The organism is Streptomyces lunaelactis, from assembly GCF_003054555.1.
Lineage (GTDB): Bacteria > Actinomycetota > Actinomycetes > Streptomycetales > Streptomycetaceae > Streptomyces > Streptomyces lunaelactis.
In genome coordinates this window covers 2,998,052-3,018,945 of the sequence record NZ_CP026304.1, presented here as the reverse complement: position 1 = coordinate 3,018,945, position 20,894 = coordinate 2,998,052, and the positions used below count along the sequence as shown (strand labels likewise).

The 20,894-nt window shown below is 70.8% G+C and carries 16 protein-coding genes and 1 pseudogene; 3 read left to right on the top strand and 14 right to left on the bottom strand.

Translation table 11 applies throughout. From position 1 onward, the window contains the following. Positions 1–28 precede the first annotated feature (28 nt). Positions 29–1,036: a methyltransferase domain-containing protein gene (locus tag SLUN_RS13640; protein WP_108148748.1), complete on the top strand. Its 1,008-nt coding sequence runs from the start codon at positions 29–31 to the stop codon at positions 1,034–1,036. Here SLUN_RS13640 and SLUN_RS13635 read toward each other — a convergent pair. From SLUN_RS13635 to SLUN_RS13620, 4 genes are all read right to left on the bottom strand, one after another. Next, positions 1,033–2,352 carry an FHA domain-containing protein gene (locus SLUN_RS13635; RefSeq protein WP_108148747.1) on the bottom strand — a complete coding sequence of 440 codons (1,320 nt, stop codon included), beginning with the start codon at positions 2,350–2,352 and terminating at the stop codon, positions 1,033–1,035. The two genes, SLUN_RS13640 and SLUN_RS13635, sit on opposite strands and share 4 nt — an antisense overlap. Before the next feature lie 62 nt (positions 2,353–2,414). Next, entirely contained in the window at positions 2,415–3,773 is a 1,359-nt protein-coding gene (locus tag SLUN_RS13630) for a vWA domain-containing protein (protein WP_108148746.1), read from the bottom strand. 95 nt (positions 3,774–3,868) lie between these two features. Then, positions 3,869–5,278, bottom strand: a complete 1,410-nt coding sequence (locus SLUN_RS13625; protein WP_179955290.1) for a PP2C family protein-serine/threonine phosphatase — start codon at positions 5,276–5,278, stop codon at positions 3,869–3,871. Positions 5,279–5,281: 3 nt separating this feature from the next. Next, the gene (locus tag SLUN_RS13620) at positions 5,282–7,693 is read right to left on the bottom strand and encodes a tetratricopeptide repeat protein (RefSeq protein ID WP_442759034.1); all 2,412 of its coding nucleotides are present in this window, start codon (positions 7,691–7,693) and stop codon (positions 5,282–5,284) included. 22 nt (positions 7,694–7,715) lie between these two features. Here SLUN_RS13620 and SLUN_RS42585 point away from each other — a divergent pair, with 22 nt between their 5' ends. Continuing rightward, complete coding sequence (locus tag SLUN_RS42585; protein WP_442759033.1) at positions 7,716–7,937, top strand: hypothetical protein; 222 nt, start codon at positions 7,716–7,718, stop codon at positions 7,935–7,937. 40 nt (positions 7,938–7,977) lie between these two features. Here SLUN_RS42585 and SLUN_RS13615 read toward each other — a convergent pair whose 3' ends face one another. The 9 genes from SLUN_RS13615 to SLUN_RS13575 all read right to left on the bottom strand — a co-directional run bounded on the left by SLUN_RS13615 (position 7,978) and on the right by SLUN_RS13575 (position 18,788). Then, the gene (locus SLUN_RS13615) at positions 7,978–9,264 is read right to left on the bottom strand and encodes a hypothetical protein (protein ID WP_108148743.1); all 1,287 of its coding nucleotides are present in this window, start codon (positions 9,262–9,264) and stop codon (positions 7,978–7,980) included. A 124-nt stretch (positions 9,265–9,388) separates the two neighbouring features. Then, positions 9,389–10,399, bottom strand: coding sequence for a glutamate ABC transporter substrate-binding protein (locus tag SLUN_RS13610; RefSeq protein ID WP_108148742.1), 1,011 nt, complete (start codon positions 10,397–10,399; stop codon positions 9,389–9,391). Between the two features lie 11 nt (positions 10,400–10,410). Next, positions 10,411–11,802 (bottom strand): GlnX family signal transduction membrane protein, encoded by a 1,392-nt coding sequence (locus SLUN_RS13605; protein ID WP_371413826.1) that lies wholly within the window; start codon positions 11,800–11,802, stop codon positions 10,411–10,413. Between the two features lie 278 nt (positions 11,803–12,080). Next, positions 12,081–13,061, bottom strand: a complete 981-nt coding sequence (locus tag SLUN_RS13600; RefSeq protein ID WP_108154719.1) for an N-acetylglucosamine kinase — start codon at positions 13,059–13,061, stop codon at positions 12,081–12,083. Further along, entirely contained in the window at positions 13,058–14,323 is a 1,266-nt protein-coding gene (locus SLUN_RS13595) for a 6-phospho-beta-glucosidase (protein WP_108148741.1), read from the bottom strand. Before SLUN_RS13595 ends, SLUN_RS13600 begins: the two co-directional genes overlap by 4 nt. Before the next feature lie 7 nt (positions 14,324–14,330). After that, positions 14,331–15,227, bottom strand: a complete 897-nt coding sequence (locus SLUN_RS13590; RefSeq protein ID WP_108148740.1) for a carbohydrate ABC transporter permease — start codon at positions 15,225–15,227, stop codon at positions 14,331–14,333. Positions 15,228–15,231: 4 nt separating this feature from the next. Further along, positions 15,232–16,218 (bottom strand): carbohydrate ABC transporter permease, encoded by a 987-nt coding sequence (locus tag SLUN_RS13585; RefSeq protein WP_108148739.1) that lies wholly within the window; start codon positions 16,216–16,218, stop codon positions 15,232–15,234. Positions 16,219–16,225: 7 nt separating this feature from the next. Continuing rightward, on the bottom strand, positions 16,226–17,563 hold the full coding sequence (locus SLUN_RS13580) for an ABC transporter substrate-binding protein (protein WP_108148738.1): 1,338 nt from the start codon (positions 17,561–17,563) through the stop codon (positions 16,226–16,228). Positions 17,564–17,627: 64 nt separating this feature from the next. Beyond that, positions 17,628–18,788 carry an ROK family transcriptional regulator gene (locus SLUN_RS13575; RefSeq protein WP_217502437.1) on the bottom strand — a complete coding sequence of 387 codons (1,161 nt, stop codon included), beginning with the start codon at positions 18,786–18,788 and terminating at the stop codon, positions 17,628–17,630. A gap of 694 nt (positions 18,789–19,482) precedes the next feature. Here SLUN_RS13575 and SLUN_RS13570 point away from each other — a divergent pair. Beyond that, positions 19,483–19,686, top strand: a pseudogene (locus SLUN_RS13570) (Uma2 family endonuclease); the annotation flags it as partial. Positions 19,687–19,729: 43 nt separating this feature from the next. Here the strand turns inward: SLUN_RS13570 and SLUN_RS13565 are convergent. Then, complete coding sequence (locus SLUN_RS13565; RefSeq protein WP_108148736.1) at positions 19,730–20,794, bottom strand: mechanosensitive ion channel family protein; 1,065 nt, start codon at positions 20,792–20,794, stop codon at positions 19,730–19,732. Positions 20,795–20,894: the final 100 nt, after the last annotated feature.

Genomic DNA, 20,894 nt, shown 5'->3' with positions numbered 1-20,894 from the left:
CAGGGCGGCGGCGCAGGACAGTGGAGGCATGGGAGTGCACGTGGACCGGTTCGCCGAGCCCGCGGCCGTGGCGCGGCGGTCGCTGGTGCGGGAGATCGTGGCGGGCGGCGGGCTGGCCGACCCGGCCTGGCGGACGGCCTTCGAAGAGGTGCCCCGGCATCTGTTCGTGCCGTACTACTTCGCGAGCAGGACGGGTGCGTACGAGCGCCTGTGGTGCGAGGATCCCGACCCCGTGCGGCGGGCGCGCTGGCTGCGCGGGGCGTACGTGGACGGGCCGCTCGCCACCCGCGTGCGCGATGGCGAGCTGGTCTCCTCCAGCAGCCAGCCCTCGCTCATGGCCTCGATGCTCGAGGAGCTGGAGGTACGGGAGGGGAACGCGGTACTCGAGATCGGCGCGGGCACCGGCTACAACGCCGCGCTGCTCGCGCACCGGCTCGGCGACGACCTGGTGACGACCGTCGATCTGGACACGGAGATCACCGAGTCGGCGCGGACGCATCTGGCGGCCGCCGGGTACCACCCCACGGTGGTCACCGGCGACGGCGCGCGCGGCTGCCCGGAGCGCGCGCCCTTCGACCGCATCATCGCGACCTGCACGCTGCCGTCGGTGCCGTTCGACTGGCTGCCGCAGTGCAGGCCGGGGGCGCGGATCCTGGCCCCGCTCTCCACCGGGCTGATCGCGCTGGGGGTACGCGAAGACAGCCACGGCAGAAGCGCGGAGGGCCGCTTTCTGCGCACGTCCGCGTACTTCGTACCGCTGCGCGGCGGCGAGCTGCCCCGGGAGGGGCATATCGGCGGGCTGCCGAGGCGCGCGATCGAGAACGAACTCTTCCGCTTCCTGCTGACGCTGACCGCGGGCAGCCTGGACCCGCACGAGGCCCTCTCGCTGTGGGAGCGCGAGCGGCGCCCGCTGCGGGACCGGTTCGGGGTCACCGTGAGCGGGGGCCACCAGTGGGCCTGGCTGGACGACCCCGAGGGGCCGTACGCCTGGCCGCTCGGGCGCTCGAACGGCTGGGCGTCCGCCGTGGGCGGCTAGCCCCGCCGGATAGTGATCGTGGTCCAGGCGCCGACATGGACTCGGTCGCCGTCGTTCAGCGGGATGGGCACATAGGGCTGGATCGGGTCCTCGGCGCCGTTGAGCGTGGTGCCGTTGGTGGAGTTCTGGTCGACCACGGCCCACGAGCCGTCGGGCTGCTGCACCAGCACCGCGTGCTGGTGCGAGACGCCCGGGTCCTCCGGCGGTACGGACAGATCGATCTCGGGGGACTCGCCGGTGGACTGCCGGCGGCGGCCGATGGCGATCTGGTTCCCGGTGAGCGGGAGGTGCTGCTCGGGGGAGTACGCGGGCAGATTGAGGCCGGTGGCCTCAGGGCCGCTGCGATGCATCATCGCCAGGAAGTACTCGCGGTCGGGCGCGATGACCGCGGTCCAGCCGGCGGGAGTCTGGTACTGCGGCGGCTGCTGCTGCCCAGGGTGCTGACCCGGCTGCTGGCCGGGCTGTTGGCCCTGCGGCTGACCGGGCTGCTGGGTGTACTGCGGTGGCACCGCCTGCTGTTGAGCCTGCTGCTGGAACGGATCCTGCTGCCGGAAGGGCTCCTGCTGCTGGAACGGATCCGGCTGCTGGAAGGGATCCTGCTGCTGGAACTGGTCCGGCCGCTGCGGCGCCTGGGGAGCCGGCGGCGCCTGCGGTGCCTGGGCCTGCGAGGGCGGGGGCAGCATCCAGTCGTCGTCGCCCGTCTGCTGGGGCTGCTGCGGTGCGGGCGGACCCGGCTGCTGGTACGCGGGCGGCGCCGGCGGACCCGGCTGCTGCTGGTACGCGGGCGGCGCCGGCGGACCCGGCTGCTGCTGGAAGGCGGGCGGCATCGGCGGACCCGGCGGCTGCGGGAACCCCTGCGGGGGCTGCTGCTGGGCCGAGGGATCGTTCATCAGCGGCTCGGCGGGCCGGTTCATCTGCGAGGGCCGCGAGCCCTGGTACTCGTACGGATCACGCTGCTGCTGCTGCGCGGGCGGCGGCGGCGCGGGCTGGGACTGGAAGCCCGGCGGGAGATTCAGCCCGGGGGGCTGCTGGGCCGGGGCCACGGGGGTGTACGACGTCGCCGTGTTCGTCAGGAAGTTGTACCGGCACTCCTCGCAGAACGGGGCCATGGCCTCGCGCGGGGTGCGGCACTGCGGGCAGAGCTCGGCCTGGGCGGTGGCGTTGGGATCGCCGGGCCCCGGGTATCCGTAGGCCGGTGGCGGGGGAGGCGGCGGCGGTACGGCACCCGCGGGAGCGCCAGGACCGGCCATGCGGTGGCCGCAGACCTCGCACCAGTCGTCGGAACCCGACTGGTGTCCGTTCGGGCAGGTCGGCATGTCGGCGCTTCCCCCTCTCCTCGTCCGGCCCGAGGGCCGTTTCACTTCGGTGTTTCTGCCTGCTACTTCTTCACACGGACCGTCTTCGTGGAGCGCGTTTCGAGGGTCATCTCGTCGGCCTCCGCGACCTTCGCCTTCAGTCGCACAGTACCTGTCGCCGCATCGACGACGTCGACCACCTTCGAAAGGAGTTTCGCAGTATCCCTGTTCCCCGAATCGGCCGCGAGCTGTACCGCACGGCCGAGTTTGGCGGTCGCACCGTCGAAGTCGCCGGACTTGCGGGCATCAAGCCCCTGTTGGATGACTTGTGCCAGTTCGGCCTGACCTGTGTAGTGCGCGACCTGCGGGTTGATCGACGTGGAGGCGACCATGTCGTCCGTCCACACCGCCTTGACCAGACCCTGTGAAAGCACCTCCGGAGCGCCGCCGTCCGCCGCCGGAATGATCAGCGAGACCCGGGCCGCGAGCATCTCCTGGCCGATCCCGGCCTGCGGCACCTGTACGCACACGTGGTAGTCACGGGACTCGTCGCCCCAGGAGCCGGTGGGATAGTCCCCGGCCCGCGGTCCCGCCTCCGTCCGCCGTCCGGTCAACTCCTCGACCGTGGGCGCGACTTGCTTGACGAACTTGATCTCCACCCCGACGGGCGTCCACAGCCGCAGCGCCACGTCCGCGATCTCCTTGCCCATCGCGTTCTCCATCATGCTGGTGAAGTCGGCGGCAAGACCGGTCGGGTCGGCGACGATGTCGGCCGTGCCGAGCAGCGCGGACGCGATACCGGTGACCTCCTTGACCTCCCAGTCGGTGCCGACCCCGCGGGCGTCGCAGGTGAAGCGGCCGGCGTTGGCCTCGAGCGCGGTCCGCAGATCCTCCGGCGCCTCGTGCTCGTTACGGCCGTCGGTGAGCAGGATCCCGTGCCGGATGGGTACATCGGAGCCGGAAAGGAGCCGGTCGGCCAGCCGCAGCCAGGTGCCGATCGCGGTGCCGCCACCCGCGCTGAGCCGTCGCAGGGCCTCCTTGGCCTGAGCGCGGGTCTGCGCATCGGCGACCGCGAGCCGGCCGTCTCCCGGGTAGACCTCGCTCGCGACATGCGTACCGGCGACCACCGCGAAGGCGACACCGTCGCGCAGGGTGTCGATGGCGGCGGCCGTGGCATCACGGGCATTGCGCATCTTGGTCGGCGGATAGTCCATCGAACCGGAACAGTCGACCATGATCACCACGGCGGCACCCGGCGCCTGTCCAGGTATGTACGAGGGGGAGGGCGATGCTCCGAGGAGCGGCGCCCCGCCGCTGGTGCCGCCGCCCGTGGAGGTCACCGTGACGATCGCGTTGACCTCGCGGCCGCCCTCCGGCAGATATTCGTTCTGGTACACCTCGACGGAGAACTGCGGCACCTGGGATTTGGAGAAAACGGCCATCTGAATCGGCTCCTAGAGGCTCCACTTGGGCAGAGAAAAAAGACACAGGGTCCCGCGGGCACGACGTGTCGGACACTCGCCGGACATATGGGGGCTCAAGCCCTGTTGTAGGCCGATCCTGCCCCTTGCTCAGGCACGGCGAACGGCAGGACGGCCACTGTTACGTTGTCGTGGCCCCCGCCGTCGAGCGCATGGCCGACCAGCACCTGCGCGCTGTGCAGCGGCCGGCCGGCGGCATCGGCCGGGACGGCCCGGGCCATCTCCTCTGCGCCCTCCGCGTAGTTCCACAGGCCGTCCGTGCAGACCACGACCACTCCGGGCCGGTCCGGCTTGAAGGAAGCGGTGTGCGGCTCCAGTTCGTACGCGTCGGCTCCCAGCCAGCCCGTGATGGCGTGGGCGCGCTCGTCGGCGTACGCCTCCGCCTCGTTCATCAGGCCGGCCGCCACCATCTGGGCCGCCCAGGAGTCGTCCTCGGTGAGCCGGGCGGGCGGGCCGCTGCGGTCGTCGGGCACCCAGTACGCACGGCTGTCGCCGACCCAGCCGACGACGAGCAGTCCGGCTGCGGCCACCGCGCCGACGATCGTGCACGCGGGCGCGTTCTGATGGCGGTGCGGGTCGTGCTCCATGGCCTGGCCCTGATCGGGCACGATGGCAAGGGAGTTGACCGCCTCGGAGGCGGCGATGATCGCCTCGTGCATGGCCTGCTGGGGGTGTGTGCCGCGTGGCAGGGACTCCAGCAGCATTTCGTTGGCCGCGTTCGCTGCGGCCTCCGAGGCCTCGTCGGGGCGGGTCGCCGACGAGACGCCGTCGCAGACGATCGCGACGATCGCCGGTGTGCCGTCGGGCAGCGCCGTGGAGGAGACCGCGAACGAGTCCTCGTTGCGGTGGTGGCGCAGTCCCCGGTCGCTGACCGCGGCGACCGAGCCCAGCTCCTGTTCCATGTGGTCGCGTTCGCGGGGCTGGGCGTGGCCGCAGTTCTCGCAGTAGCCGTCGGTGTCGACATGGCCGGCGCGGCAGGCCACGCAGAGCTTGGTGCCGGCCGGGGGTGGTGTGACGGGGGCCCCGGCGCGCGGGTCGGGGGCGGCGGCGCTGCGCGCCTCGGGCGCGGGCAGCGTGAAGTCACCGCCCGCGGGGGAGCTCGCTCCGGCCGGCGCGGCGTGTCCCGGCGGGCTGTCGTACCGCACGGCTGATGCGGGCAGTTGACCGCCGGCCGAGGCTGACAGCGGATCGTCGGCCGAGGCCGACAGCGGACCGCCGCCCGAGTCCGTGCCCGGCAGATCGCCGGGCAGATGGGCCGGCGCGGGCGTGCCCGCCGTATCCGTCCCGGTGGCCGTAGGCCACTCGACAGCCGTGCCGATGGCGATGGTGGGGCGGTCGGCCGGCGTTGCGGGCGCGGCCGACAGGTCGTACCCGCACGCGCCGCAGAACAAGTCACCCGTCTCCAGGGGCTCCTCGCAACTGGGGCAGGTCGACCTGGCGGCCGGCTGGTGCATCTGCGACGACATCAATCACACCCACGTCCGGGGGCGGAAGCGGTTCGCCCGCTCCACCAGGTCCATCCGCTCCTCGCCGCGCTGGGCGAGCCGGGCGAGCACCCGGTAGGAGCGTTCCAGCCCGAAGCGCAGGCCGCGCTCGTCCAGTTCACTGCCGAGCAGCACGGTGGGTGCGCTCGGAATGGTCGGTGCGTTCGGTACGGACGGCCGGGCTCCGGGACTACCGGAGAGTACCCAGTCGAGGGCCGTCCCGAGTACTTCTGTGGACAACTGCTCGCGGCGCACCGCGTCCATACCGAAGTCCTTCAGGGCGTCCACCTGCGCGGCGGCCGCCGACAGGTCGTCGATCAGGGGGTCGTGCGCGGCGCGTCGCCGCAGCCTCGCCCGTACGGCCGCGACCCGCGCCGCCGTGTAGTGGATCGAAGCCTCAGGCACCGACTCCAGCGTCCGTACGGCTCCGGTCCGGTCGCCCGCCGCGATCTGCACCCGGGCCAGGCCGAACGCGGCACTGACATAGCTCGGGTCGGTCGTCCACACTAGGCGGTAGTACTCCGCGGCATTGTCCAGCTGGCCGAGTACCTCGGCGCAGACGCCGAGCGCCAGCTTGGGGGCGGGCTCGCCGGGGAACGCGTCGTAGATCGCGTCGAAGGAGAGCGCCGCGATCTCGTTCTCCCCGGTCACCAGCGAGGTGAGACCGCGATACCAGACGACCCGCCAGTCGTCCGGATGTTCGTTCTCCAGGGCCGCGAGCCCCCTGGTGGCGGAGTCCAGCTCGCGCATCTCCAGCCGGGCGCGCAGCTCGCGCAGCCGCGTCTCCGGGGAGCTCGCCGCCGTGGAGTGCAGCGCGGCGATCAGCTCGGCCGGCGCCGAGGCCAGGAGGCCGGCGAGGAAGCCGGCGTTGGGGTCGTCCGGGTCGACGCGCGGCACGGGCAGCGCGAGCGAGGTCGCCCGCGCGTCGAGCACCGCGATATGCGGGGCGAGTGCCGGCTGCGGCGGGGGCGTGGTGAGGGGGCTGCGGGGCGCCGGGACGACCGCCTGGGTGGCCGCGTACGGAACCGCTGCCGGGGCTCCGTTTCCGGTGCCGTACCCGGGGACGCCCGGGCGGGGCAGCCGGCCGGGGGCGCCGCCGTACGGGCCGGGGGCACCGGAGCCGTTCGCCGCGAGCGCACCGGTAGGGGCACTGTGCAACGCGACCGCGGGCTGCCGCCTGCGACCACGGCCCGAGGAGGCCACAGCCCGCCCGCCCAGCTGCGACACGTCCCCCGTCAGCTCCGCGAACAACTGCGTGTCCGGGACGCGCAGTTCCGGCCCGAACAGCGTCGACAGCGACGGCCGCGGACGGCCCGTCTGGATCGCAACGACCTCCCGCAGCACACCCGTCAGCTGCTCCGCCATCTCCTGCGCCGAGGCGAACCGCCGCGCCGGATCCGGGTCCGTCGCCCGCACCAGCAGCCGGTAGAACGACTCGTACGTATGGAAGACCTGGATGTTCTCCGGGTCCGGCAGGGAGTCCACGAACACATTCGTGTACCCCTGGAAGTCGAAGGTCAGCACGGCCAGCGTCCGCGCGACCGTGTACAGGTCGGAGGCCACCGACGGGCCGACCTCGGCGACCTCGGGGGCCTGGTAGCCGACCGTGCCGTAGATCGCGGACTCGTCGTCGTCCATCCTGCGGACCGCGCCCATGTCGATGAGCTTGAGCTGGTCCTGCTGCTGGATGGCGTTGTCGACCTTGAAGTCGCAGTACAGCAGGTTCCTGCTGTGCAGATGGCCGAGCGCCTCCAGCGCCTCGATGCCGTACGCGCACGCCTGCTCGACCGGCAGCGGGTCCCGCTTGCCGCCCTTGTCCCGGCGCTCGTTGGCGATCTCCTTCAGCGACTTGCCGCCGACGTACTCCATGACGATGTAGCCGTCGAGGGAGCCGGTGCGCTGGTCGAGGTGCTCGACGAAGTTGTAGATGCGGACGATGTTGGAGTGCTCGATCTCCGCGAGGAAGCGGCGCTCCGAGATCGCCGCGGCCATGGCGTCCTGGTCGCCCGTGTCCAGCAGACCCTTCAGGACGACCCAGCGGTCGGAGACCGCGCGGTCCACCGCGAGATAGACCCAGCCCAGGCCGCCGTGGGCGAGACAGCCCACGACCTCGTACTGCCCGTGCACGATGTCGCCATCGGCGAGCTTCGGCACGAAGGAGTACGGGTGGCCGCACTTGGTGCAGAAGCCTTCCGTACGGCCGGGGCGCTCACCGCGCGAACGCCCCACCTGTGCCCCGCAGTCGGAGCGCGAGCAGAACCGCTTGCGCTCGGGGACCTCGGGGTTCTCCATCACCGCCGCGCGCGGCTCGGGGCGCGGCACCTCCGGTACGGACACCAGGCCGGCGCCCAGGCGGTTGCGGCCCGACGCGCTCGTGCTGGCGCCGGAGCTGCGCACCGAGACCGACCGGGAGGAGGCGATGCCCGACAGCGAACGCGACAGCCGCCCGGAGACGGAACGGCGCGAGGTCGCCGAGCGCGACGAAGCCCGTGAGGAGCGCGAACTGCTCCGTGCGGAGCCGGAGTCGCGGCCGCCGCCGGTGATGCCGGTGGGCGGCGAGGACACCATGCCGTTCGACGCGACGACGGGGGCGAGCCCGCATGTGTCGCAGTACAGCTCGCCGCCGCCCATGTCCTCGTAGGAGCCCTCACAGCCGGGGCGATGGCATCTGTTGTTCCCGCTCACGAATCCCCCCTGCGGTCCTCGGGCCCGGACGGTCCTGCCTGTCGCGGGACCAGTACTTCTCTGGCGGCCTGCTGATAGCGCAGCACCGCCTGTTCGGCGACGCGCAGATCGCACGGCGCACTCCACAGCATCCGGCGGGCCGCGTCGTACCGCTCGATCAGCAGCGGATCCTCCGCCATCCCGTGCCGGGCGACCTTCGCCCTGTACGCGTCGAGGCGGCCGCGCAGCTCGGCGCGGACCGCGAGCGGCGCGGTGACGGCACCCAACGACTCGCGGGCGCGCAGCAGTTCGTCCTCGGCCTCGCGCTCCAGGGACTCCAGCAGCGGCGAGAGCCGGTGCCACTGGGAGTGCCTGCGGTACTCGGCGGCGGTGGCGAGCCGCTCCTGCAGTACCGTCGGCGGGCCGCTGACCGCGGGCACCTCGGAGGCCGCGATCTTCGCCAGCACCTCGCCGCGCGCCGAACGCGCCTCGGTCAGCGTCCGGTCGGCGCGCGAGAGCACATCGCGCAGCCGGAGCAGCCGCTCCTCCGAGTCCTGGCGGACCTGGAGCACCGCCTCGATCTCCCGGCGGATGTCCTCCAGGGCGCGCGCGGCCCGGTCGTAGCGGTCGGTGTCGGGCCGGCCGCCGCCCGGGGCCGAACTGCCGACGGCGGGCCGCCAGAAAGCCAGCGGGTCGGAGATCACCTGGGCGCGGAGTGTGGACAGCTCGTGCGTGATCGCTTCCAGCTCGTCGCCCGCGGGGTGCTCCCCGGGCCGTACGCCGACGGAGTGGGCCAGCGAGCGGGTGCGCTGCAGCTCGGCGGAGAGCAGATCTATCCGGGCGGGCAGCGCGGACCACACCGAGTCGGCCGTCACGACCATGTCCAGCGAGCCCGCGTACAGCTCGTTCATCCGGGAGACCAGCTCCTCGAGCGTGAACTGCTCGGAGAGCTTGGCGGGTCCGGTGATCGACGGCGCGGGGTGGGTGGCGGAGCTCGCGATGGTCACACTGCGGCCGCGCAGCCGGTCGGTCAGCTCCACCAGGTCCTCACGACTGGGCCAGCGCCGCCTGGCACGCAGCTCACGGGTGTCGTTCAGGGCGGCGCTGTACGCGTCGAAGTACCCCCACAGCAGCGAGATCGCCTGCTCCGTGGAGGCCCAGCGGTCCTTGGTGACGCCCGTCAGCCCGGCGCCTTCGAGGAGCCGGCGGCCCGCATGGTCCTGCAGAGCGAGGAGCGAGGTTTCGACCGCCTCGTGCTCCGCGCCGAGCCGCGCCAGCGCACGGTCCACCTCGTCCCGGTCCATGACCGGCCCTGGGGGTCCCGCGACGCCCATCGATCACCTCTCTGCTCTTCCTGCCAGGACTAGTTGTGCGCTCTGAAGTCTGTTCGCTCTCGGCCTGTGCCGTCCTCCTCGGCCCGTGCCGTACTCAGCCGGTGCGGAACTTCGGCGCCGGCGGCCCGGTGATCCCGGGCAGATCGGCCACCAGCCATTTGTCGTACGCCTGGGTCCAGGCGCCCTGACGGTAGGTGTCGAGCACCTTGTTCACCCGGCGCACCACATCGTCCTTGCCGAGCTTGGTGGCGACGCCGTAGTACTCGGTGGTGAAGGGCTTGCCGCCCTTGAGCTCGACAGCCGGGTCCTGGGCCGCCTGGCCCGCCGCGAGCGCGGCGTCCGTCACGACCGCGTCGACCAGGCCCAGCTGCAGCCGGACCAGACAGTCGAGCTGGTTGGGCACGGTGAACTGGTCCTCGTCCCCCGGCTGCCCGTCGTGCTTGTCCTTGAACGTGGCCCCGAAGGAGTTCTTCTCCAGCGCGTCGTACGCCGTCGAACCCTCCGCCGAGCAGACCTTCTTCCCGGCGAGGGACTTGTCGTACCCGGTGATGGACGAGCCCTTGGGCGCGAGGACCTGCTGGCCGGTCTGGAAGTACGCGGTGGAGAACGCGACCTGCTTGATCCGGGCGCAGTTGATCGTCATCGTACGGACGACGATGTCCACCGTGCCGTTGTTCAGGGCGGGTATGCGCTGGTTGGTGGGGATGGCGCGGAAGATGACCGCGTCCGGCTTGCCGAGGATGTCCTGGGCGATGGCGTGGGCGAGATCGATGTCGAAGCCCTCGAGACCGCCACTGGCCGGATTGCGGTAGCCCCAGCGGTAGCTGTTCTGGTCGACGCCGACGATCAGCTTGCCCCGCTCCCTGATCGCGTCGATGTTCGGACCGCCGGCCGCCGACGACGGCAGCGAGGCCTCCGGGTCCTTGCAGTCGTCCGCCTTCACGGGCACCGACGAGGCCGCGCTCTGTCCGGACGACCCCGCACCGAGGCCGTCGGCGCCGCCGTGGGACAGCGGCAGCAGCGTGACGGCGGCGGTCAGCGCGCACGCCGCGGCCATCCCCGCGACGCCGCCCCAGCCACGGAACCCGGTCCTCGTGCCCGTCATCGCTCCCCCTCTCACCGGTACTCCGAAAGCCTGCGGTTGATACCGAGGATGGCGCCGGCCGCGCCCAGCACGGCCAGGGCCGCGGCGCCGATCGGCAGTCCGGTCAGCGCTCCGCGCCCGTCCTCGGCCGCCTTGGTGAACTCGCGCTGCTCGTGCCCCAGCGCCTTCTCCAGCGCCGCGTCCACCTGGTCGAAGGACTCACCGGTGGAGGCCTTGGAGCCGATGATCTTCGCCAGCGCGCCGTCGTAGTCTCCGGCCTTGTCGGTCTTGCTGGCGCTGCTGTGCCGGTCCTTCCACTGGGACACGCCCTTGACCGCGTCGGCGACGGGATCGCGTCCCGCGCTGTCGTCGGCGAGCTTGTGCGCATCGCTCAGCTGGGCGCCGAGCCTGCCCATGCCCGTGGTGTAGTCCGTCTCGTACTTGTCGCTCTTGCCGTCGTCGGTGAGCACCGCGCCCCGGGCCACCAGCGTGAGGTTCTCATTGGCGCGCGCCTTCAGGGAGTTGATGCGCGCGTCGTTGAGGACCTTGAGGGACCTCTGGCCGTGGGCCGTGGCGTCGTTCAGATCGGCGCGGGCCACGGTGTGCCCCACGGCGAGCCACAGCAGTACGACGGTGGAGGCGGCGGTCGCGGCGAGCAGACCGTGGTTGAACACGCGGTTCGTACGCCGGTAGTTGCGCCGCTGGGCCCAGACAAGGCCGGTCAGCGCCACCACGCCCACCGCGAGCGAGAAGAGGGGCCAGAACCGGGCGTCCTCGTCGTCCTTGTCGAGCCGCGCCGTCTCCGCGTCGTACAGCTTCTGGGCGGCGGGCAGCAGGTCCTGCGTCATCCGCGCGTTCGCGTACCGCAGATAGGCGCCGCCGAGCGGCAGGCCCTGGCGGTTGTTGGCGCGGGCCGTCTCGATCAGGCCCGTGTATCGGGGGAGTTGCTCGTTGAGCGTGGCTATCTGGCGGCCCGACTCGCTCGAACTGTCCGTATTCGTGGCGGCCTTGATCAGCAGGCGGGACGCCAGCGCGACATCCTTCCGGTACCGCTCGTCCATCGCGCCGGACCCCGCCGCACCGGCCAGGAAGCTGCTGGAGGCCGCCGTGTCCGCGTCGGCCAGCGAGCGGTAGATGGACGCGGCGTCCGCACTCAGCGGCTGGCTGCGGCTCACCACATCGTCGGCCGCGGTCGCCCGGTCCGAGATCTCCAACGCCGTCACCGCGCCGAACGCCACCACCAGCGCGGCCAGTACGGCCCCGATGATCTGCAGCCGGCCCGGCTCGGTCGTCGCGGCCGTACGCAGCAGTTCCTTGCCGACGGACCACGCGCCGCGGTGGGCGGGCGGCTGGTCCGGCGGCTGCCCGGGCGCATGCGTCGGAGCCGATTGGGGCGCGGTGCGCACAGTCGGCGGGTATGTCACGTGACCTCCCCCTCGGTCGCTGACGTCGGCCCGCCTCCCGGCGGGTCGGGGGACGACTCCCGGCCAGCAGTATGCCGCAGTGACTGACATTCACAGCAGGATTGACTGGATCTTGTATCTATCGCAGCATTTTACGATCCTGCCAGGCCCTTCCCCCACCGTGTTCCCCATCATGAATACGCCCCAGCGCCTTGATCGGTTCCCGCCATCAAGCCCGTCCGGCGATTGAGGACAACCCGGTTGCCGGACGGGCCCGGTCAGCCTGTGCGGTCACCGCGCTACGCGTAGTGCGCTCGCAGCCGGGCGCGGGCCTCGGGCGAAGCCCCGATGTGGTCCAGGCCCAGCAGCGCCGCGCCGAGCACCGGCGGGGCCGTCACCACCTCGATCACCGCGTTGGGCGCCCTGGCCGCCAGCAGCTTGCCGATGTGCTCGTCCAGCTCCGGGTGCCGGGCCGCGAGCACACTGCCCCCCAGCAGCACCGGAACCTCCTCGTCGAGCAGATCGAGCCGGGCCAGCGCGACCGTGGACAGCGCGACGACCTCCCCGGCGAGCCGGTGCACCAGCGAGCGGGCCACCGGGTCGCCCTCCGCGCTGGTCGCGAAGAGGACCGGGGTCAGCTCGTGCTTGCGCACCGAGGGGATGTGCTCCAGATGCAGCGCCTCGATCAGGGCGTACATGGAGTCCAGCCCGAAGTGCGCGGGCAGCGTACGGGCCAGGGCCGTCGGCTCGCCGCGCCCGTCCTCCGCCCGCGCCGCGAACCACAGCGCCTCCTCCGCGAGCCCCGCGCCGCCGCCCCAGTCGCCGGAGATCCGGCCGATGGCGGGGAAGCGCGCGGTACGGCCGTCCGGCAGCATGCCCACGCAGTTGATGCCGGCGCCGCACACCACCGCCACGCCGCGCGGCGACTCGACCCCGGCCCGCAGGATCGCGAAGGTGTCGTTGCGCACCTCGGTCGTACGGCCCCAGCCGCGCGCCTGAACGGCCGCCGCCAACTCCCGCTCCTCCACGGGGAGGTCGGCATTGGCCAGGCAGGCCGAGACGTGCGCGACGAACGGCCCGGAGAGCGTGCTGACGCCGGCGGCGGCCGCGGCGGCCGCGACCGTACGGCCAAGAGCTTCGACGGCCGCCTCGATGCCGACCGCGGGCGGCTGGAAACCGCCGCCGCGGGCCTTGCCGAGTACGGTCCCGTCGGCGGCGACCACCGCGACGTCGGTCTTGCTGTTGCCGGCGTCGATGGCCAGGACGCCTCGTGCGGTCATGCCCACGCGAGGTGCTCCCGGTTGTGCGCGATCAGCTTGTCGGTGAGCGCTTCGGCGTACTCGTACTGGCCGATCAGCGGATGCGACAGCATGGCCTTGAAGACACGGTCGCGGCCGCCGCGCAGGGCGGCCTCCAGCGCCAGGTCCTCGTACGCCGTCACGTGGGCGATCAACCCCGTGTACAGCGGGTCGGGTTCGGGCACCGGAAGCGGTGTCGGGCCCTGCCCGCCGACGGCGGCCTGCACCTCGATCACGGCGTCGTCGGGGAGGAACGGCAGCGTGCCCCTGTTGACGGTGTTCACCACCTGGTACGGGCTGCCGCCCCCGCCCAGCAGCGAGGCGGCGAGGTCCACGGCGGCCTCCGAGTAGAAGGCGCCGCCGCGCTTGGCGAGCAGCTCCGGCTTCTCGTCGAGCGCCGGGTCGCCGTACATCTCGAGCAGCTGCTTCTCCATCTCCGCGACCTCGGCGGCCCGCGACGGCTTGGTCCTCAGCTCGCGTACGACCTCGTCGTGCGCGTAGAAGTAGCGCAGGTAGTACGAGGGGACCACGCCGAGCCGGTCCAGCACCTGGCGCGGCAGATGCAGATCGTCCGCGATCGCGTCCCCGTGCTCGGCCAGCAGCTTGGGCAGCAGGTCCGCGCCCTCCGGGCCGCCGAGGCGCACACCGGTCTCCCACGTCAGATGGTTGAGACCCACATGGTTCAGGTGGACGTCGGCCGGGGCGACGCCCAGCAGCCCCGCGAACGTGCGCTGGAAGCCGATGGCGACATTGCACAGACCGACGGCCTTGTGTCCGGCCTGCAGCAGCGCCCGGGTCACGATGCCCACCGGATTGGTGAAGTCGATGATCCAGGCGTTGGGGTTGGTGCGGCGCACCCGCTCGGCGATGTCGAGGACGACCGGGACCGTACGCAGCGCCTTGGCGAGGCCGCCCGCTCCGGTGGTCTCCTGTCCGACGCAGCCGCACTCCAGCGGCCAGGTCTCGTCGTTGTTCCGCGCGGCCTGCCCGCCCACGCGCAGCTGCAGCAGCACCGCGTCGGCGTCGGCGACGCCCGCGTCCACGTCGGAGGTGGTGACGATCTTCCCGTCGTGGCCCTGCTTGGCGAAGATCCGCCGCGCCAGGCCGCCGACCAGCTCGAGCCGGTCGGCCGCCGGGTCGATGAGGACGAGTTCACTGATCGGGAGGGTGTCCCTCAGCCGGGCGAAGCCGTCGATCAACTCAGGGGTATAGGTGGATCCGCCACCCACGACTGCGAGCTTCATCTGTGCATCAGCCCTTCACTCCGGTCAGTGTGACGCCCTCGACGAATGCCTTCTGGGCAAAGAAGAAGACGAGGATCACGGGGGCCATGACCAGTACGGTCGCGGCCATGGTCAGATTCCAGTCGGTGTGGTGAGCGCCCTTGAACGACTCCAGGCCGTAGCTCAGGGTCCACGCGGCCGGGTTCTCCGAGGCGTAGATCTGGGGGCCGAAGTAGTCGTTCCAGGCGTAGAAGAACTGGAAGAGCGCGACGGCGGCGATGCCCGGCCTGGCCATCGGCAGCACCACCTTGATCAGCGTGCGGAACTCACCGCAGCCGTCGACCTTCGCCGAGTCCAGATACTCGTTCGGGATGGTCAGCAGGAACTGCCGCAGCAGGAAGATGGAGAACGCGTCGCCGAAGGCCATCGGGATGATCAGCGGCCAGAGCGTCCCGGAGAAGTCGAACTGCTTGGCCCAGAAAAGATACATCGGGATGATCGTCACCTGCTGCGGCAGCATCATCATCGAGATGACCAGCATCAGCGACAGACTGCGGCCGCGGAAGCGGAACTTGGCCAGCGCGTACGCCACCGGGACGGACGAGACGACCGTGAGGACCGTGCCGAGTCCCGCGTACAGCAGGGTGTTCTTCCACCAGGTCAGAAAGCCCGGGGTGTTCCAGACGTCCGCGTAGTTGCTCCACTCCCAGTCCTTCGGCCACAGCTCGCGGGTCAGCGCCTGCTGGTCGCTCATCACCGAGGTCAGGAAGAGGAAGAGGAACGGCAGCACGAAGAAGAGCGCGGCAGCGATCCCCAGCGAGTGCACGGCGATCCAGTGCAGCAGCGCCTTGCGGCGTGCGGTGCGCTCGGCGCCGGAGAGGGTTTGCGCCGGCGGCGCGACGGGCTTGTCCAGGAGCTGGGTCATGACGTCATTCACCTGCCTGCAGTAGGCCGCCACGGCGGCGCATCAGCAGCGCGGTGAAGGCCATGGCGAGAGCGAAGAGCACAAGCGCGATCACACAGGCCGAGCCGTAGTCGAAGCGCTGGAAGCCGAGGTCGTAGACGAGCTGGGGGAGGGTCAGCGTGGACTTGTCGGGGTAGCCGGGCTCGAACTGCTGGCCAGAGCCGCCGATGACGCCGGAGGCGACCTTCCCCGCGACGAGCGGCTGTGTGTAGTACTGCATGGTCTGGATCACGCCGGTGACAACGGCGAACATCACGATGGGCATGATGTTCGGCAGGGTCACGAAGCGGAACCGCGCCCAGGGCCCCGCCCCGTCCAGTTCCGCCGCCTCGTACTGCTCCTTGGGTACGTCGAGCAGCGCGGCCATGAAGATCACCATCAGGTCGCCGATGCCCCAGAGGGCGAGCGCGGTGAGGGCGGGCTTGGACCAGGTGGGGTCGGTGAACCAGCCGGGGGTCGGCAGCCCGATCGACTCCAGGACCGAATTGACGGGTCCCGTACCCGGGTTGAGCAGGAAGACGAAGGCGAGCGTCGCGGCGACCGGCGGGGCCAGGTACGGCAGATAGAACAGCGTCCTGAAGACCCCGGCACCGGTCTTGATCTTCGTGATCAGCAGTCCGATGCCGAGTCCGAACACGACCCGGCAGCTGACCATGACCACGACCAGCCAGAGGGTGTTCTGCATGGCGGGCCAGAACAGCCGGTAGTCGCTGAAGACGTAACTCCAGTTGTCCAGGCCGTTGAACGTGGGCGGCCGGATGCCGTCGTACTTCGTGAAGGAGAAGTACACGGTGGAGAGCAGCGGATAGGCGAAGAAGACGCTGAAGCCGATCAGCCACGGCGACATGAAGGCTGCCGTCCGCAGTGCTCGTCTTCTGCGCTTCGCCGCAAGGCCGGACCTGCGGCGCTTCGAACGCAGGGTGTGCGTGCGCGTGCTGGCGCTGGTGCTCATGGGCGGACTACTTCGCCTTCGCGATGTCCGTGTCGATCTGCTGGGCGGTCTTCTCCAGACCGGCCTTGAGATCCTTCACGGAGCCCTTCTCGACCTGGTAGCCGAAGTCCTGGAACGTCACCTGGTACGCGCCGCCGTCGGCCTGCGCCGGGGTGGTGTTCGACTTCGGGTGCTGCGCGATCTCGATGAAGGTCTCGAAGCCGGGCTCGATCTTCAGCTTCGGCGACTTGAGCGCCTCCAGCGTGGAGGGCACGTTGTGGATCGCGTTGGAGAAGGCGACGACCGCGTCGGTGTCCGTGGTCATGTACTTCAGCAGCTCCCACGCGGCGTTCTGCTTCTGGCTGGTGGCCGCGATGCCCATGATCGTGCCGGACAGGTAGCCCTTGCCGTACTCGGCGGCCTGGTCGTCGGCGACGGGCATCGGCGCGGTGCCGATCTCGAACGTGGCACCGGCCTCCTTGGCCATCCCGAGCCGCCACTCACCGTCGAGCTGCATGGCGACCTGGCCGGTGTGGAAGGGGTGCTTGGCGCCCCACTCGTCGCCGAAGGTGTTGCGGTACTTCTCGAGCTTCTTGAAGCCGCCGAGCTTGTCGATCAGGCCCTTCTGGAAGGTGAGCATGTTCGAGAAGGCGGGGTCCTTGGCGACGTTGGACTTGCCGGCGGCGTCGAAGTACGTCGGCCCCCACTGGGAGGCGTAGTGCATCGGGGTCGTCTCGTAGCCGTGGTAGGTCGGCATGAAGCCGAGCTGCGAGTAGCTGTCGCCCTTGGGCTTGGTCAGCTTCTCGGCGGCCTTCTCGAACTCGCTCCATGTCTTCGGCGGGGCCGTGATCCCGGCGGCCTTGAAGGCGTCCTTGTTGTAGTAGAGCCCGTACGCGTCGTTCAGCAGCGGCAGCGTGCACTGGTTGCCGTTGAACTGCGTGTAGTCGAGCAGTGTCTTCGGGAAGACCTTCGCCGGGTCGATCTTCGACTTGTCCAGGAACGGCTTGAGGTCGACGAACGAGCCGGAGGTGCAGAACTTGCCGACGCTGTCGGTGGTGAACGACGACACCACGTCGGGAGCCTTGGAGCCGCCGGCCCGCAGCGCCTGCTGGATCTTGGCGTCGGTGATGTTGGCGGTGACCTTCACCTTGATGTTCGGGTGCGCCTTCTCGAAGCGGGCGACGTTGTCCTGGATCGCCTTCACCTCGCTGGGGGCGCTCCAGCCGTGCCAGAAGTTGATCGTGACGTCCTTGTTGGGGTCGTCGTTGGCGGCGGTTTCGTTCGACCCCGTACAGGCCGGGGCGAACAGGGATATCGCGGCGGTCGCGGCGAGCGCGGCGGCCGTCTTCCGGGTGCGTGTGGACATGACGGAGTCTCCCTGTGACGGGTCGAGGGGCCTGGGTCGAACGGGGGAAGTTCGGTCGTGCCGATCAGCGTGAGGTGTCGAAGACTTCGTCCCGCGTGGTGGCCAGGGCGCTCTCCAACGCCCCGCGCAGGACCGGGTGTTCCCGTACGGAACCGAGTACGAGACGGGGCCGGGAAGCGGCCAGTTCGGTGAGCTCCGCCTGTACGCGTTCGCGCAGCGGCTCCCCGCCGGCGGCGATCACCTCGCCGGACAGGACGACGAGTTCGGGATCGAGGACGGCGACCATGGAGGCGAGACCGGTCGCGAGGCCGGTGGCGTACGCGTCGAGCAGTTGGCGGTACGGCCCCGAGTCGGCGCCGGCCGCCCGGGAGACGAGAGCGGCGGCGACCTCGACGTGCGGACCGTGCCCGACGCCCTCGATGCCGAGCTCCCGCGCCAGCCGGGGCAGTGCCTGCGCACCGGCCAGTTCCTGGAAGCCGCCGCTGTTGGCCTTGGTGACCTGGCGCACCAGCGGAGTGCCGGGCACCGGCAGGAAACCGACCTCACCGGCACCGCCGGTGGACCCGCGGTGCAGCCGGCCACCGATGACGAGGGCGGCGCCGAGGCCCTCCTCGTTCCAGAGCAGCACGAAGTTCTGATGCCCGTGCGCGGCGCCCAGTCGCTGCTCGGCGACGGCGGCCAGGTTGACGTCGTTCTCGTACTCGACGGGCATCGGCAGCACGGCGGCCAACTCGTCGAGCAGCGTGGGGGAGTGCCAGCCGGGCAGATGGGACGCGTACCGCAGCCGCCCGGTGGAGGGATCGAAGGCACCGGGCGTACCGATGACGAGCCGGTGCACATCGGAGCGGGTGATCCCGGCGGCCTTCACGGCCCCGTCGAGCGCCTCGGTGACCTGCCGTACGACACTCTCGGCGCGCCGCCCGGGCGTCGGCAGCTCGAACTCGCCGACGGTGGCGCCGGTGATGTCGGCGACGGCGGCGCGGATGCGCTGCGGAGTCACATCGAGCCCGGCGGCGAAGGCGGCCCGCGCGTTGACGGCGTACAACTGGGCGTTGGGCCCGGGCCGCCCCTCGGTGGTCCCGGTGGCGACGACCAGCCCGGCGGACTCCAGCCGCGCGAGCAGCTGCGAGGCGGTGGGCTTGGAGAGGCCGGTCAGCTTCCCTATCTTGGTGCGGGACAGGGGCCCGAGCTCGAGCAACAGGTCGAGCGCGGCCCGGTCGTTCATGGCGCGCAGTACGCGCGGTGTACCGGGTGTGGTTCCGGGTGTGGTTCCGGCCACGACGGATGCACCTGCCCTTCGGCTGCCCACTTCCCCACCTGTACTGTTAGGAAAGTTTCCTATTCGATGAGAGGAAAGTAAGCCGCGCGTCAGGCGGGCGTCAATGGCCTGCGCGTTCTAGGCAACCAAAGTGTTACCTCGGCCGAGTTCGGCCTGGGGCTGGGTGGCCTGAGCAGTGCAAGTCCGAGACCGAGCACACCACCTCGGGCGACAGGACCACCTACTACGCCTACGGGACACCCCAAAGCCAGCCCCACCCGCTGGCCGCGACTGCAGGTGCCAAGGCCGCGACCTACGTCTACGAGGACGCAGCCGACACCACCAGCCGCCCCGGCGCCCAGGCCCTGCAGACCCTGACCGGGACAGCAGACGCGGGCAGGGCACACCCTGCCCCGTCGCCGGGCGAGCGTATGGGCCCCACGACCGGCCCCACACCGGACACGACCCCGACCCAATGTCCCCCAACCCCCGCGTGGGTATCTGACGAGCCGTGGCCGGTGCCGAAAGGGGGGCGGGAGAAGTCCCTCCGACCAGCGGGCTACGGCCGTATCGTGAGTCGCAGCAGGCAGTGACGGGCGTCAGCGGCGAGGTTCGCACCATGAGCGCAGCAGAGACCGAGCATCCGATCTATCCGCCGATCCGGCCGCGGCTCGCCTACGCCGAGACGGGGATCCCTGTGTACCTGCTGATCGACCGCGATTCCTGCGAGATCAAGGTCCACAGTGAGCCGGACGGTGTCCGTTACGAGCACGTTCTGACGGTGCCGTTCGGCAAGGTGTTCACGTTGCCCGACCCCATCGGGATCACCCTGGATACGGAGCCGCTCAAGAGCTGGGTTCGCTGACTCGCACGGCCGACAGCCGGTACGTACGGAATGGGCGCCCTCGCTACTTCGCCAGGTTCGCCGGCGGCGCGATCGGCGTCGCCGCCAACGACTGCGGCGACGTCGCCGACGCGTACGCCGAAGGCGCCGCCATCCCCGCCGTCGGGTCCCCCGCAGCGGCTTCTTCGGCCACCGGCGGGAGGCCGCCCACGATGCGGATGCCCGCCGCGTCGAACGCCTGCTTGATGCGCCAGCGGAGCTCCCGCTCCACGCCCAGCGCCTTGCCCGGCATCGTCTTCGCCGTGACCCGTACCGTCATCGAGTCCAGCAGCACCTCGTTCAGCCCCAGTACCTCCACCGGGCCCCACAGCCGCTCGTTCCACGGCTCGGACTTCGCCAGGTCGTCCGCGACCTCGTTGATCACCGAGCGGACGTGGTCCAGGTCCTCCGAGGAGCGGACCATGACGTCGACCATCGCGGTCGCCCAGCCCTGGCTGAGGTTGCCGATCCGCTTGATCTCGCCGTTGCGGACGTACCAGATCTCGCCGTTGTCGCCGCGCAGCTTGGTCACGCGCAGGCCGACCTCGATCACCTCGCCGGAGGCGACCCCCGCGTCCACGCTGTCGCCCACCCCGTACTGGTCCTCCATGATCATGAAGACGCCGGAGAGGAAGTCGGTGACGAGGTTGCGCGCGCCGAAGCCGATCGCGACGCCCGCGACACCCGCGGAGGCCAGCAACGGCGCCAGGTCGATCTTGAAGGCGCCGAGGATCATCAGGCCCGCCGTGCCAAGAATCACAAAGGACGACACCGAGCGGAGCACCGATCCCATGGCCTCCGAGCGCTGACGGCGGCGCTCGGCGTTGACCAGCAGGCCGCCGAGCGCGGTGCCCTCGACCGCCTGGGCGGAGCGGTTCATCCGGTCGATCAGCTTGGTCAGGGCGCGGCGCAGCAGCATGCGCAGCACCAGCGCCACGATCAGGATCAGCGCGATACGCAGGCCGGTGTTCAGCCAGGTGGACCAGTTCTCCTCCACCCAGCCCGCGGCGTCTCCTGCCTGCTTGGCGGCCTCGTCGAGCGAGACGGGCTCGGGTGACGGATCGGCGGCCAGTAGGACGGACCAGGACACGAGGTGAACCTCCAGGCATAGCGGTGGCAGACCAACCACCCTAACGGGGCAGCCGGTGTGCTCCGTTGCGGTGTTCGAGGGAGAGACGAGGCTCACCCGG

Coding starts and splice junctions, on each gene's coding strand:
- SLUN_RS13630 (WP_108148746.1), bottom strand. CDS start 3,773: ATGGCCGTTTTCTCCAAATCCCAGGTGCCGCAGTTCTCCGTCGAGGTG.
- SLUN_RS13575 (WP_217502437.1), bottom strand. CDS start 18,788: ATGAACGACCGGGCCGCGCTCGACCTGTTGCTCGAGCTCGGGCCCCTG.
- SLUN_RS13615 (WP_108148743.1), bottom strand. CDS start 9,264: ATGGACCGGGACGAGGTGGACCGTGCGCTGGCGCGGCTCGGCGCGGAG.
- SLUN_RS13595 (WP_108148741.1), bottom strand. CDS start 14,323: ATGAAGCTCGCAGTCGTGGGTGGCGGATCCACCTATACCCCTGAGTTG.
- SLUN_RS13635 (WP_108148747.1), bottom strand. CDS start 2,352: ATGCCGACCTGCCCGAACGGACACCAGTCGGGTTCCGACGACTGGTGC.
- SLUN_RS13640 (WP_108148748.1), top strand. CDS start 29: ATGGGAGTGCACGTGGACCGGTTCGCCGAGCCCGCGGCCGTGGCGCGG.
- SLUN_RS13585 (WP_108148739.1), bottom strand. CDS start 16,218: ATGAGCACCAGCGCCAGCACGCGCACGCACACCCTGCGTTCGAAGCGC.
- SLUN_RS13610 (WP_108148742.1), bottom strand. CDS start 10,399: ATGACGGGCACGAGGACCGGGTTCCGTGGCTGGGGCGGCGTCGCGGGG.
- SLUN_RS13625 (WP_179955290.1), bottom strand. CDS start 5,278: ATGTCGTCGCAGATGCACCAGCCGGCCGCCAGGTCGACCTGCCCCAGT.
- SLUN_RS13590 (WP_108148740.1), bottom strand. CDS start 15,227: ATGACCCAGCTCCTGGACAAGCCCGTCGCGCCGCCGGCGCAAACCCTC.
- SLUN_RS13600 (WP_108154719.1), bottom strand. CDS start 13,061: ATGACCGCACGAGGCGTCCTGGCCATCGACGCCGGCAACAGCAAGACC.
- SLUN_RS13580 (WP_108148738.1), bottom strand. CDS start 17,563: ATGTCCACACGCACCCGGAAGACGGCCGCCGCGCTCGCCGCGACCGCC.
- SLUN_RS42585 (WP_442759033.1), top strand. CDS start 7,716: ATGCCCGACAGCGAACGCGACAGCCGCCCGGAGACGGAACGGCGCGAG.